The sequence below is a fragment of the Nitrospirota bacterium genome, from assembly GCA_020846775.1.
In the GTDB taxonomy this organism is placed as follows: Bacteria; Nitrospirota; 9FT-COMBO-42-15; order HDB-SIOI813; family HDB-SIOI813; genus RBG-16-43-11.
This window is the reverse complement of sequence record JADLDG010000111.1, coordinates 25,908-39,116: the sequence shown is the minus strand read 5'-3', so window position 1 is coordinate 39,116 and position 13,209 is coordinate 25,908. Positions and strand designations below refer to the sequence as shown.

Below are 13,209 nucleotides of genomic sequence, written 5' to 3'. Positions count from 1 at the left end.
TGCTTAAAGGGGTATACTCAGATATGGGACGACTAAAGATCATTGATTTAAAGGCAAATGTGGAGGTCATTTAATAACCATGGATACCGGGATATGTCATTTTCCACACGAATCGGGACACAACCCCAATATCCTCGCTAACTCCTTTTCCCGAATATTGACCCAAGAACTCCCCGCATGATCTCACGGCCTACCTTGCTTCCAATGGCACGGGCTGCGCTTTTGGCCATTACCTCCACCAATGAGTCCGGCTTGCGTCCAGCCCTGTTGCCTCCGGATGAAGTTGGTTCTTGCCTGGCGGTGTTCAGAGCTGCATGTTCCGCACGTTTTTTCAGCATCTCATAAGCCGACTCACGGTCAACAGAATTTTCATAATGACCGTAAATAGCCGACCGGCGGATAACCATTTCCCTGACACCATTGTTGATGGGGCCAATTTGACTATGCGGCGGAAGGATGAATGCCCGTTCTACAATACCGGGGGCCCCCTTTTCATCGAGCATGGATACCAGCGCCTCGCCCACACCCAGTTCAGTTATTGCAGCTGTTACGTCAAGCCCGGGATTGCTCCGGAATGTCTCTGCAGCAGCCCTCACTGCCTTCTGATCCCGTGGGGTAAATGCACGCAGGGCATGCTGGACACGGTTGCCGAGTTGTCCGAGTACCTTGTCCGGTAGATCAAGGGGGTTCTGACTGATGAAGTAAACCCCTACACCTTTTGAACGTATCAGTCTAACCACCTGTTCGATCTTATCCTGCAACACCGACGGCGCATCTTCAAACAGGAGATGGGCCTCATCAAAGAAGAAAACCAGTTTGGGTTTTTCCAGATCTCCAACCTCGGGGAGCTGCTCGAACAGTTCGGAAAGGAGCCATAGTAAAAAGGTTGCATACATCTTTGGTGACTGCATCAATTTATCAGCGGCGAGAATATTGATTATGCCTTTGCCATCAGTGTCCGTCTGTATCAAATCGTCAAGGTTCAGTGCAGGCTCTCCAAAAAGCCTGTCGCCGCTTTGCTCTTCCAGGGCCATCAGACCTCGCTGTACCGCACCAATGCTGGCCGTTGAGACCCTTCCATAACTGGTAGTGAACTCGCCGGCATTATCTCCGACATACTGAACCATTGAACGCAGATCTTTAAGATCCAGCAGGAGCATGCCGTTGTCATCAGCTATCTTATATACCATCGAAAGTATACTGCTCTGGGTTTCATTGAGGTTCAGCAGCCGGCTGAAGAGGAGCGGCCCCATCTCTGAGACGGTGGTTCTTACAGGATGCCCCTGTACTCCGAATACATCCCAGAATATCACCGGGGAGGCGTAATAACTGAAACCTGTCAACCCGAGCTGCTTAACCCGTTCCACGATCTTTGGCTTTTCTGTCCCCGGCTGGCTTATACCTGAGAGGTCCCCCTTGATGTCAGCCATGAAAACAGGAACTCCTGCCCTGCTGAAGTTCTCAGCCATTACCTGAAGTGTAACTGTTTTTCCGGTTCCTGTGGCCCCTGCAATGAGACCGTGCCGGTTGGCCATCTTAGGGAGGAGGAACAGATCCCTGTTTCCTCTGGCTATCAATATAGGCTCTGACATATCAGTGTTCACCTCTTTTTTAAATTGTAATCTTGAACAATCTTGATGCGTTGCTCATTACAGCCCTTCCCAGCTCTTCCAGTGAGATACCTTTTACCTCTGCAATCTTTTCTGCCACCTGTCTGACATACGCTGGTTCGTTCCTCTTCCCTCTGTAGGGGACCGGGGTCAGAAAGGGTGCATCTGTCTCAATCAGTATCCTGTTGATTGGAATTGCCTTCACGATGTCGAGTATATTACGGGCATTTTTAAATGTGATTACTCCGGAGAAAGAAATGTAGAGTCCCATCTCCATCGCCTTTTCTGCCATCTCCATGCCGCCTGAGAAGCAATGCAATACTCCGCCGGTTGTCCCGACACTTTCTTCCTTCAGGATTTGAAGAGTGTCGTCCTGTGCCTCCCGGCTGTGGACGATAACAGGGAGTCCAAGGGATTTCGCCAGGTTTATCTCAAGCCTGAAGTGGTCCTGCTGGATTTTGGCCTCGGAATGCATGTAGTGGTAATCAAGACCTGTCTCTCCAAGGGCTACTACCTTTTTGTTTGATGCAAGCTCTTTAATAGTATCAGATATTTTGTCAGTATTTGTGATCTCTTTTACGTCATGAGGGTGAATACCAACGGCGGCGTAGATGTTGTCGTGTTGTTCTGCGACGGCGATTGCCTGCCTGCTGTCTTCTATGTCAGTGCCGATCGTTATCAGATGAGAGATACCGGCATCAATTGCACGTTGTATTACGGTTGGCCTGTCAGCCTCGTAGTCAGGCATGGTCAGGTGGCAGTGGGTGTCTATTAGCATATGCTGACCTACTTGACAACTGCTCCAGGCTGTATATCCTGACCCGGCTGCAGTAATGTCAGTGTGTCTCCGCTGCTTGCCGCCAGCACCATCCCCTGTGACTCTATGCCCATAAGCTTTGCAGGTTTAAGGTTTGCCACTATGACAACACTCTTCCCCACGATCTCTTCCGGCTTGTAATGTAATGCTATGCCTGCAACCAACTGTCTCTTTTCATCTCCAATATCTATCATCAGTTTAATAAGTTTCTTTGAATTCGGGACGCCTTCTGCACTGATTATCTTTCCCACCCTGAGTTTGATCTTTGCAAAATCTTCAATAGAGATGGTATCACTGACTACCGGTTTTTCTACTGCAGTTTCTTTTATCTCATCCATTATCTTTGACCCCTCACTTTTAATTTCAGTATCTATCCTCGGAAATAATACCCTTCCCTTTTTGACACGCAGTCCTGACTTAAGGCCGCACCATTTACTTGACGAATCAAGGCTGACTGATTCAATATCTTCCTCTATACCGAGCTGATGCCACATCTCTTTAGCCGTCTCAGGCATATAAGGGAAAATGTGCAGGGTGATTATGCGCAGCACCTCTGCCGAATTATAGAGGACTGTAGCAAGACGCTCCCTCTTTGATGCATACTTAGCCAGTGTCCAGGGTGCAGATTCATCAATATATCTGTTGGCTGAGCCTATCACCTCCCATAAAGCATTTAAGACCTTGTTGTACTCAAGCCTCTCCATGAAGCCGGCGACCTTAACGGAAAGACCTTCTGCGGAGCCTCTGATAGTCATGTCCTGAGAAGTTGCAGATGCAGATGCTGAAGGCGATGGAATCGTCCCGTCACAATATTTTTCTATCATTGATATAGTCCTGTTCAGGAGATTTCCAAGGTCATTTGCAAGGTCGCTGTTGATCCTTCTTATCATTGCATCCTTCGAGAAATCACCGTCAAGTCCGAACGTTACCTCACGCATGAGGAAATATCTGAACTGGTCAACTCCAAACTCCCGTATAATGTCAACGGGATTAACCACGTTCCCGCGGCTCTTTGACATCTTCTCACCCTCTACAGTCCACCATCCATGTGCAAAGATGGTCTTTGGAAGTTCGGCACCCAGTGCCTTCAGCATTGTGGACCAGTATACAGAGTGAGTGGTGAGTATGTCCTTGCCAATGAGGTGGAAGTCAGCAGGCCACCACTTCGTGAATCTGTCCATATCAGAGAGATAACCTGGCACAGATATATAGTTTACAAGGGCATCAAACCAGACATATGTCACGTATTCATTATCGAACGGGAGGGGTATCCCCCATGACAGCCGTGCCTTTGGTCTTGATATGCAGAGGTCTCCAAGCTGGTTTTGAAGGAAACCCAGCACTTCATTCCTTCTCGATACCGGCTGGATATAATCAGGATGGTTGTTTATATAGTCTGTAAGCCACGCCTGGTATCTTCCCATACGGAAGAAATAGTTGCTCTCGGAGATCTTTTCAACACCCCTGCCGCACTCAGGACATTTCCCATCTGCAAGGTCCTTCTCTGTCCAGAAACGTTCATCAGGAAGGCAATACCAACCCTCATAGGTGTCTTTATATATATCACCTTTTTTGAACAGGAGATCTAAAGCCCCCTGTACAACCCTTATGTGCCTTTCCTCTGTTGTACGTATAAAGTCGTCGTTTGATATGTGAAGCGACTTCCAGAGTTCACTGAATCTTACAACAAGTTCATCTACATATGACTCAGGAGATTTACCGTGTCGTGCCGCAGCCTCCTGTACTTTCTGTCCGTGCTCATCGGTCCCTGTAAGGAACATGACTTCATGACCACACATCCTATAGTACCTTGCAAGGACATCAGCGGCCACTGTAGTGTATGCATGACCTATGTGCGGTACATCGTTGACATAATAGATAGGAGTCGTTATGAATTTACCTTTTGTCATTCTTGCTTCCCTGTTCATAGGCGATACAGCACATAAGCCTTCCACACATCCCGGATATCTTGACGGGATTGATCACGATGCCCTGCTCCCTTGCCATTTTTATAGATACAGTGGTGAATTCTTTCAGGAATGTAGCGCAGCACAAAGGGCGTCCGCATGTGCCAAAACCGCTTATCATCCTTGCCTCATCCCTGATCCCTACCTGTCTTAATTCAATGCGTGCATTGAATTTATAAGCAAGATCCTTAACCAGTTCCCTGAAGTCTATTCGTGTGTCAGCAGAAAAGTAGAAAGATATCCTGCTTTCATTGAATGAAAATTCAACGTCTATCAGTTTCATCTGGAGTCTTCTGTCCGATATGCGCTCATTACAGTATGAAAAGGCCTCCTGTTCCATCTTTGAATGGGATTCAAGTTTTTGTAAGTCATCACTGACAGCCGTACGTAATATCTTTTTGAGTGGTTTATTGTTGAGCACTTTCAGGACATATCTTGGCGGCGACACTACGCGTCCAATCTCTTCTCCATATTCTCCTTCTGTAACAACATAGTCACCTACACGGGCGATAATATCCTGAGGATCAAAGTGCACTATAACTCCACGGTCCCTGCTTCTGATACCGACTATCTTTATACCTTCTTTCAACGGTGCTGTTTCTATATTATTGTTTTCTTCCATTTGTTGCTCCCGCAAGGTTTGACGGTTCTGCTTTATACGGATATTCCGTCAGCAATTTTATTGCCCAGCACATCCAGGGCAAGTTGTCTGTTCATATTCCTCTCCTGTCCCTTATAAACGGACTTTACCATTCCCATTATATCAAGCAGCCTCTCCAGGCTCATCCTGTTTTTTAAATCCGTCAGGATTCTGCTCACGTCTTTGTTGATGATGAGGCCGGAGTCTCCATTTTCCTTCAATATGAGCATGTCTCTCAGGCAGGTTATGATCCAAAAGAGGACATTGTAAAAGGAGTCGTCGTCTTTTGAATATTTTTCTGATAACTCAAATACGGCACCTCTGCTTTCCCTGTTCGTTGTGAATATCCCGTTTAAAATGTGAAGCCGTATCTGCTGGATATCTTCTGATGCTAAGGATATTGCCTTGCCGGGACTTCCATCTGACATGCAGGAAACAAAATCAGCCTGTACTTCTTCAATACCCATCTTATCCATTAAAATGCCGGCAATAATGTCAGGAGGAATTTGACTGAACGAGATCTTCTGACATCTTGACAGGATGGTTTGAAGTAACATGTCAGGGCTTGAACTTATGAGGATTATAACTGTGTTTGCAGGCGGTTCTTCAAGGGTCTTAAGAAAGGCATTGGATGAAGAGAGGTTAAATCTTTCAGCCCCATTCACTATTATCACCCGTTTTTTTGCCTCGAGTGGTTTATATACCATCCCGTTTATTAAATCCCTTATTGCAGCGATCTTGATATCGCCGCTATCCTGGTCAAGTAATGTAAAGTCAGGATGTATCCCTGATGAGATCTTTCTGCATGAAATACATTGACCGCAGGCATCGCCTTTGTCTTCAGTACAATTCATTGCCATTGCAAAAGTCATTGCCGCAAGCTTCTTGCCAACACCCTCCGGTCCATGGAAGATGTACGCATGAGCTGCATGGTCAGTTGCTATTGCCCGTTTAAGTATATTTATTGCCCTTTCCTGGCCTCTGATCTCTTTAAAACCCATTATTGAAATTTCCCTGTCTTCTCCATCAGTCCAACTATTTCCTCATGCACCTCTTCTTTTTCCCTGTCTGACCGGACTACATATAACCGGTCAGGATTTTCTGCGGCCCATTTGAGATAGCCTTCCCTTACCCTCTGATGAAAATCCATGGCCTCCTTCTCAATCCTGTCTTCTTCCCTCATATTCTTCTGATTTCGTGACCTTGCTCGCCTTAATCCTTCTTCAGGGTCTATATCCAACACAAAGGTTAAGTGAGGTGAGAGTTTTCCAGTTGCAAATCTGTTAATAGACTTGATCATGTGCATGTCTAAACCTCTTACGAGAGATTGATAAACAAAGGTGGAATCAGAGAATCTGTCACAAACAATTATCTTACCATCATCTAATGCGGGTCTGATTACTTCATTTACATGCTGCGCCCTGCTTGCAAGATATAAAAGGACTTCGGTATGAGGATGCATATTGCTGAAATCAGTGGAAAGCAGAATCTCCCGGACAGCCTCGCTGATAGCTGTGCCGCCCGGCTCTCTGGTCATCAATACACGGTATCCTTTTCCCTCGAGATATTGGACCAGGAGTTTTGCCTGGGTCGTCTTGCCGCACCCTTCTATGCCTTCAAATGTTATAAATTTCCCCTCCATTTGACCATGATAACGTATGATCAGATAAATATCAAACGGTTGACGCTGAAAAATGAGGGTGCCAATCGCCACGAAGTAAATACAGCGGGTCGTAAGTTGGCAAGCGTGTCCATGGTTTCTTCTATAAATTGCTTGATACTATCAGCCCTTATATTGTATTATGTCGTAATATAATGAAAGGTCAACTAAAGAGATATTTCATCACCGGTCTTTTAGTCATTACACCTATCTGGGGTACGTATCTCGTATTATCAACGCTCCTCAGATTCCTTGAAGGCTTTCTCGGCGACTCCCTCAAAGGGATTGGTAAGTACTATATCCCGGGAATGGGGATTATAACGCTCGTTATCCTGATCTTTCTGGTCGGGGTGCTGACAACCAATTTTATCGGGAAAAAGGTGATGAACCTGTCGGAGCGGGCGATGAACAGGGTACCGCTGGTCAGGAGCATTTATACTGTATTCAAGCATATTGTTGACACCTTATCGCTTCAGGGGAAGGAGCATTTTAACCGCGTTGTCATTGTAGAATTTCCGAGGGATGGTGTCTATTCCCTGGGTTTTATCACAGGTGTGACCCGCGGTGAAGTCCAGAATTTAACTACGGAGACTGTGGTTAATGTCTTTATTCCTACTACACCTAATCCAACAACAGGATATTTTATATTTGTACCTGAAAACAAGGTAACACCGCTTAGCATGGGTGTGGAGGATGCGATGAAGATGCTGATCTCAGGTGGGCTTTACACGCCTCCTCACCTGAAAGACGCGAAACAGCACAAGGGACCGGAGGGATTTTCTTCAACAAAGGCAGGGGATTCCAAAGAGGCCGGGGTTAAGGTCTGACTATGAGCAAGAATTTAGCAACTATTATACTGGCAGCAGGGCTTGGTAAGAGGATGAAATCCGGTCTTGCCAAGGTACTCCATCCTGTATCGGGAAAGCCGATGTTCCTCTACCCTGTCAGTGTTGCTGAAGGGTTGCATTCAGAAAAAATTATAGTGGTAGTGGGTCATCAGGCTGACACGGTAAAGGATGCCCTGGCCGGAACGGATGTGGAGATTGTCTTGCAGATACGGCAGGATGGTACTGCCGATGCAGTAAAAACAGGAATGGATTCTCTGAAAGATTATAAAGGGACAGTTCTTATTTTGTGCGGCGATGTCCCTCTTATAACACCTGAGACTGTCAAAGGTCTCCTTGTCATGCATGAGAAGGAGGGGTCATCCTTGACAGTGCTTACGACAGATGTGGAAGACCCGTCAGGTTACGGGAGGATTGTCCGAAGACCTGATGGTTCTATTGCACGGATAGTTGAGGACAGGGATGCGGATGACGACATTAAGCAGATCAGAGAGGTAAATACCGGTATTTATGCCTTTGACAGCACCCTCTTATCCTCGGTTATATATGAGATCAGGTCAGAGAATTCCCAGAAAGAGTTCTATCTCACTGACAGTATCGAAATAGGCCTTAAAAAAGGACTTAAAGTCTCTGCCTATAAAACGAATGACTCACAAGAGGTGATGGGGATTAACAGCCGGATTGAACTTGCCAGGGCAGAAGGCATAATGAGGAGGCGGATTAATAACAGGCATATGCTGAATGGTATTACTTTTATCAACGCGGATAACTCATATATTGATACCGATGTCAGCATAGGACAGGATGTGACGATCTATCCCGGCACAGTAATCCAGGGTAATACGTCAATAGGAGACGGGAGCGTAATCTTCTCAAATAACACGATTGTGAACAGCCGCATAGGGTCCGGTGTGTTATTAAAAGATTCCTGTGTTATTGAAGAAAGTATTGTTGGTGACAATGCCCAGGTTGGACCCTTTGCGCATTTAAGACCGGGATGCACCCTGGAGAAGAATGTCAGGGTTGGGAATTATGTTGAACTCAAGAAGACTGTTATGGGAGATGGTTCCAAGGCCAATCACCTCACCTATCTTGGTGATTCAGAGATTGGAAGTGGTGTTAATATCGGCGCTGGGACAATAACCTGCAACTATGACGGAAAGAATAAGTACAAGACGATCATTGGAGACCGGGTATTCATTGGAAGTGATGTTCAGCTTATAGCCCCTGTTGAGGTTGGAGAAGGGGCCTTTGTAGCCGCAGGTTCAACTGTTACAAAAGATGTCCCGCCCGGCGCCCTTGCCATTAGTCGTGTTGAGCAGGAGAACAGAGAAGGCTGGGTGGAGGAGAGGAAAAAGAAGAGTAAAAAAAGCAATGAGCATTAAGAAGCAATGAGTACTTGGCAATGAGCAATGAGTGCATAAAGATGAATCAGGAGGGGTGATATGTGCGGGATAATTGGGTACATCGGCAATCAGAATGTAGTGCCTATCCTTATTGAAGGCCTTAAAAGGCTTGAGTACAGGGGGTATGACTCGGCGGGTATTGCGTTTATCCAGGATGGCAAGATTGATGTGCGCAGGTGTGTCGGCAAACTCATAAATCTTGAGATTGCTTTATCCGGACAGAAGTTGTACAGCACAATTGGCATCGGACATACGAGATGGGCGACTCATGGACGCCCATCAGAAGAGAATGCGCATCCTCACAGGGTGGGAAATATTGTAGTTGTACATAACGGGATTATCGAGAATTATGCTCAACTCAAGAAAGATCTTATCGCTGAAGGTTGTCACTTTTCCTCAGAAACAGATACGGAAGTCATTGCCCACCTGATAGACAGGCAGGTAAAAAAGGGTCTTTCACTGGTTCAGGCAGTGCAGGAGTCTGTCATGGAGATAAAGGGGGCGTATGCGATTGCTGCATTTCGCCAGGAAGAACCTGAGATTCTTGTTGGCGCCAGGAATGGTTGTCCGTTAGTGGCAGGATTGAGTCAGGGCGGGGCATTTCTGGCATCCGACATACCTGCAATCCTAAGCCATACAAGGGATGTGATATTTTTAGATGACAGGGAGATTATCACCCTTACCCCTGAAGGTATTCAGATTATGGATATTGACGGCAATCCAATTGAAAAAGAATTGTCCAGGGTGATGTGGAATCCAGTTATGGCTGAGAAGGGCGGCTATAAGCACTTTATGCTTAAAGAGATATACGAACAATCCAGGGCGATTACGGATACTATACGCGGCAGGGTGTCCCATGACACCGGTGATGTGTACCTGGATGAAGTCGGAATGTCAGTATCTGATATTCAAAAGCTCAGCCGCATTTATATCGTAGCATGCGGAACATCATGGCATGCGGCGCTTGTTGGGAAGTTCATGATAGAGGAGATGGCAAGGATACCTGTTGAGGTAGATGTCGCGTCTGAGTTCAGATACCGCGATCCTATAATAGATGAAAATAGTCTGCTCATCGCTATTACTCAGTCAGGGGAAACTGCAGACACACTGGCTGCTATTCGCGAGGCAAGGGGTAAAAAGGGCAAGGCATTCGTAATCTGTAATGTTGTCGGGAGTACGGCAGCAAGGGAATCAAACGGAGTAATATATACACATGCCGGCCCGGAAATAGGCGTTGCCGCAACCAAGACATTCACAACACAGCTTGTGGCCCTCTATTTATTTGCCCTGTATCTTGGCCGTACAAAGGGTATGGTGTCTCAGGATGAAGGGATTCGCCGATTGGACCTCTTGTCCCGGTTGCCCAACCTTGCAGAGAAACTGCTGGAGAAGAATGACCAGATCGAGGAGATAGCCAGGGCATATTTTAATTACAAGGATTTTTTATATCTTGGGCGGGGGCCTGACTATCCGATAGCGCTTGAGGGGGCATTAAAGTTAAAGGAGATATCATATATACATGCCGAAGGCTATCCTGCCGGTGAGATGAAGCATGGCCCTATAGCGCTCATAGATGACCAGATGCCTTTGATAGTACTCATCTCAAAAAACAGCGTATATGACAAAGTATTGAGCAATATAATGGAGGTCAAGGCAAGGGGCGGCAAGGTAATCGCCTTTGCAACAGAAGGGGATCAGGACATTACAGGACGGGTAGACCATGTGTTTTATCTGCCTGAATTTGATCATTTACTTATGCCGGTTCTACTTGCCATCCCGCTTCAATTGTTTGCATATCATATTGCAGTCATAAGAGGCTGCGATGTAGACCAGCCGAGGAATTTAGCCAAGAGTGTTACGGTGGAGTGAAGTCCGACTTGATTTATAACAATGAGTGGAAAGCAATGAGCAATGAGCAGAACCGTCATGAGCCGGAACTCACAAATGGGTATGAAAATAATCCCCCTTACTCCCCCTTTTTCAAAGGGGGAAATTAGTTGCCCCACTTTAGAAAAGGGGGGTAAGGGGGGATTTGAAAGGCTATTTCGAGTGAACGCAAAAGACTTTTTTAATAATCTTAATCCTCCGCAGAAAAAAGCGGTTGAGCATACAGAGGGTCCCCTTCTTATACTTGCAGGTGCAGGCAGCGGCAAGACCCGTGTTATAACCTGTCGCATTGCCAATCTTATATTCAACAGAGGCGTATCTCCGTCAAATATACTTGCCGTAACATTTACCAATAAGGCTGCTGAAGAGATGAAGGAGCGTATTGCAAGGGTAAGCGACGCTGTAAGCAGGGACGTCAGGTCAGGGGAAGGGAGTCATATTGCCGGGCTCTGGATTGGCACATTTCATTCTATCTGTCTGCGCCTGTTAAGGAGGCATGGAAGTGCCCTTGGTTTCAGGAACGATTTTTACATATATGACAAGTCTGATCAGATGGATCTCGTCAGAGAATGTGTAAAGGAACTCAATATAAATGATGAGCTATACCCGGCAAATTCGATTTCAAACAGGGTCTCGCACTTGAAAAACAGGTTGATAACCCCTGACGAGTTTGCAAAGACGTCAAAGGGCTTTGGAATGGATGATAAGGCATTAAAGGTCTACAGGCTCTATCAGGAAAAACTTGTAAGCCGGCACGCAATGGATTTTGATGACCTTATAATGAAATGTGTTGAACTCCTTGAGACGAATGAGGAGATACTCCGGAAGTATCAGGAGCTATTTCAGTATGTTTTGGTTGATGAATATCAGGACACAAATGCCGCCCAGTACAAACTTATCAGGCGGCTGACAGAAAAATATCAGAACCTTTGTGTAGTAGGAGATGATGATCAGAGTATTTACCGTTTCCGTGGCGCAGAACTGCAGAACATACTAAGTTTTGAGACCGATTTTCCTTCTGCAACTGTTATCAGGCTTGAGCAAAACTATCGCTCGACCACTTCAATCCTTGATATTGCCGGTACGGTGATAGAAAGAAATACAGGGAGGCATGTAAAGAAATTATGGACCGAGAATCCAGAGGGGGAGCCTGTTGATTACCGCAGGACCGATGACGAGAGGGAAGAGGCCAAGTATGTGGCGCGCTGTATAAGATCAGAGATGAAGAATGGACGGAAGGGGAGAGATATTGCCATTCTTTACAGGACTAACGCCCAGTCGCGCATACTGGAAGAGATTATGATTGAGTCGGGGATTCCGTACATTATTGTCGGCGGCCTTAAATTCTATGAGAGAAAAGAGATCAAGGATATAATGGCTTATGTCAAGGCATCTCTTCATCCTGAAGATGATATCAATCTGCGCAGGATAATAAATGTCCCCCACAGGGGTATTGGTGCGGTGACAGTAAAGTCCGTTGAAGAATATGCAGGCATATCTCAGGCGTCGTTATATGAAGGAGTACTGAAATTATCTGCAGATAATCCCAGGTTAAAGGTATTTGCGGATATAATGGAGCGGCTGACAGGACTAGTACGGGAATTGTCTCCTTCGGAATTTGTGAAGTCTTTATTTGAGGTGTCAGGATACCTTGATGCATTGAAGAAAGATGAAAAAGGGGAAGACCGTATAGAAAATATAATGGAACTCCTTGCGGCAGTAAAAAGATATGAGGAGAGGATGCCTGGTATGGATCTCTGTGGATTTCTGGATGAGGCCAGCCTCTTCAGCAGCTCTGATGATCCAGAACTTAAGTCATCGGATAATATAGCCCTGATGACCCTTCACAGTGCAAAGGGTCTTGAATTTCCGGTTGTGTTTATTACCGGACTTGAAGAGGGGATGCTTCCACATGCGGGGAGTATGGATAATACGGAGGCTATCGAAGAAGAGCGGAGATTATGCTACGTCGGTATTACGCGGGCAAGGGAGAAGTTGTTTATTACGGGGGCAAAGAGGAGGAATATCTTTGGCCAGTTGATGGAAAGAACTGAATCGAGGTTCATCAGAGATATCAGGGGAAATAAAAAAATAAGGATAGAAATAGATAACCCTCCTATGTATAATAGGCCTGTTTACCGGGACAACATGAATACCACGCGGGTAAGTTGGGGGCAGGGAAGATTCAAGGCCGGGGATCGTGTTAATCATCAGTTGTGGGGAGTCGGTGTCGTAGAGAAGTCTGAGGGACACGGTGAGGAAGAAAAGGTAGTTGTGAAGTTTAATTCGGTAGGCTCAAAGCAGCTTGCCGTAAAATTTGCTAATTTACAGACAGTATAAGAATTGTTATAGAAAATCCCCCTCAAACCCCCTTTTC

10 protein-coding genes are annotated in these 13,209 nt (G+C 46.0%); 4 read left to right on the top strand and 6 right to left on the bottom strand.

Annotation, left to right across the window (positions count from 1 at the left end):
• Positions 1 to 137 precede the first annotated feature (137 nt).
• Genes IT392_12830 through IT392_12805 form a run of 6 tightly spaced genes read right to left on the bottom strand, consistent with a single transcriptional unit; the run spans position 138 to position 6,676 of the window.
• The gene (locus IT392_12830; GenBank protein ID MCC6545359.1) at positions 138 to 1,592 is read right to left on the bottom strand and encodes a DUF853 domain-containing protein; all 1,455 of its coding nucleotides are present in this window, start codon (positions 1,590 to 1,592) and stop codon (positions 138 to 140) included.
• Between the two features lie 19 nt (positions 1,593 to 1,611).
• Positions 1,612 to 2,388 (bottom strand): TatD family hydrolase, encoded by a 777-nt coding sequence (locus tag IT392_12825; protein ID MCC6545358.1) that lies wholly within the window; start codon positions 2,386 to 2,388, stop codon positions 1,612 to 1,614.
• Positions 2,389 to 2,396: 8 nt separating this feature from the next.
• The gene (gene metG / locus IT392_12820; GenBank protein MCC6545357.1) at positions 2,397 to 4,337 is read right to left on the bottom strand and encodes a methionine--tRNA ligase; all 1,941 of its coding nucleotides are present in this window, start codon (positions 4,335 to 4,337) and stop codon (positions 2,397 to 2,399) included.
• Complete coding sequence (locus IT392_12815) at positions 4,324 to 5,016, bottom strand: stage 0 sporulation protein (GenBank protein MCC6545356.1); 693 nt, start codon at positions 5,014 to 5,016, stop codon at positions 4,324 to 4,326. The genes metG and IT392_12815 overlap by 14 nt, the downstream gene beginning before the upstream one ends.
• Before the next feature lie 32 nt (positions 5,017 to 5,048).
• A complete protein-coding gene (gene holB, locus IT392_12810) occupies positions 5,049 to 6,035 on the bottom strand; it encodes a DNA polymerase III subunit delta' (GenBank protein ID MCC6545355.1) in 987 nt (328 codons plus the stop codon).
• A complete protein-coding gene (locus IT392_12805) occupies positions 6,035 to 6,676 on the bottom strand; it encodes a dTMP kinase (protein MCC6545354.1) in 642 nt (213 codons plus the stop codon). Before IT392_12805 ends, holB begins: the two co-directional genes overlap by 1 nt.
• Positions 6,677 to 6,849: 173 nt before the next feature.
• Here IT392_12805 and IT392_12800 point away from each other — a divergent pair, with 173 nt between their 5' ends.
• The 4 genes from IT392_12800 (at position 6,850) to IT392_12785 (ending at position 13,172) form a co-directional block, all read left to right on the top strand.
• Positions 6,850 to 7,521, top strand: coding sequence for a DUF502 domain-containing protein (locus tag IT392_12800; GenBank protein MCC6545353.1), 672 nt, complete (start codon positions 6,850 to 6,852; stop codon positions 7,519 to 7,521).
• Between the two features lie 2 nt (positions 7,522 to 7,523).
• Complete coding sequence (gene glmU, locus IT392_12795) at positions 7,524 to 8,924, top strand: bifunctional UDP-N-acetylglucosamine diphosphorylase/glucosamine-1-phosphate N-acetyltransferase GlmU (GenBank protein ID MCC6545352.1); 1,401 nt, start codon at positions 7,524 to 7,526, stop codon at positions 8,922 to 8,924.
• A gap of 60 nt (positions 8,925 to 8,984) precedes the next feature.
• Positions 8,985 to 10,814, top strand: coding sequence for a glutamine--fructose-6-phosphate transaminase (isomerizing) (glmS, locus tag IT392_12790; GenBank protein ID MCC6545351.1), 1,830 nt, complete (start codon positions 8,985 to 8,987; stop codon positions 10,812 to 10,814).
• Positions 10,815 to 10,895: 81 nt separating this feature from the next.
• Entirely contained in the window at positions 10,896 to 13,172 is a 2,277-nt protein-coding gene (locus tag IT392_12785) for a UvrD-helicase domain-containing protein (GenBank protein ID MCC6545350.1), read from the top strand.
• The last annotated feature ends 37 nt before the right edge of the window (positions 13,173 to 13,209 follow it).

Coding starts and splice junctions, on each gene's coding strand:
- IT392_12830 (MCC6545359.1), bottom strand. CDS start 1,592: ATGTCAGAGCCTATATTGATAGCCAGAGGAAACAGGGATCTGTTCCTC.
- IT392_12825 (MCC6545358.1), bottom strand. CDS start 2,388: ATGCTAATAGACACCCACTGCCACCTGACCATGCCTGACTACGAGGCT.
- metG (MCC6545357.1), bottom strand. CDS start 4,337: ATGACAAAAGGTAAATTCATAACGACTCCTATCTATTATGTCAACGAT.
- IT392_12815 (MCC6545356.1), bottom strand. CDS start 5,016: ATGGAAGAAAACAATAATATAGAAACAGCACCGTTGAAAGAAGGTATA.
- holB (MCC6545355.1), bottom strand. CDS start 6,035: ATGGGTTTTAAAGAGATCAGAGGCCAGGAAAGGGCAATAAATATACTT.
- IT392_12805 (MCC6545354.1), bottom strand. CDS start 6,676: ATGGAGGGGAAATTTATAACATTTGAAGGCATAGAAGGGTGCGGCAAG.
- IT392_12800 (MCC6545353.1), top strand. CDS start 6,850: ATGAAAGGTCAACTAAAGAGATATTTCATCACCGGTCTTTTAGTCATT.
- glmU (MCC6545352.1), top strand. CDS start 7,524: ATGAGCAAGAATTTAGCAACTATTATACTGGCAGCAGGGCTTGGTAAG.
- glmS (MCC6545351.1), top strand. CDS start 8,985: ATGTGCGGGATAATTGGGTACATCGGCAATCAGAATGTAGTGCCTATC.
- IT392_12785 (MCC6545350.1), top strand. CDS start 10,896: ATGAAAATAATCCCCCTTACTCCCCCTTTTTCAAAGGGGGAAATTAGT.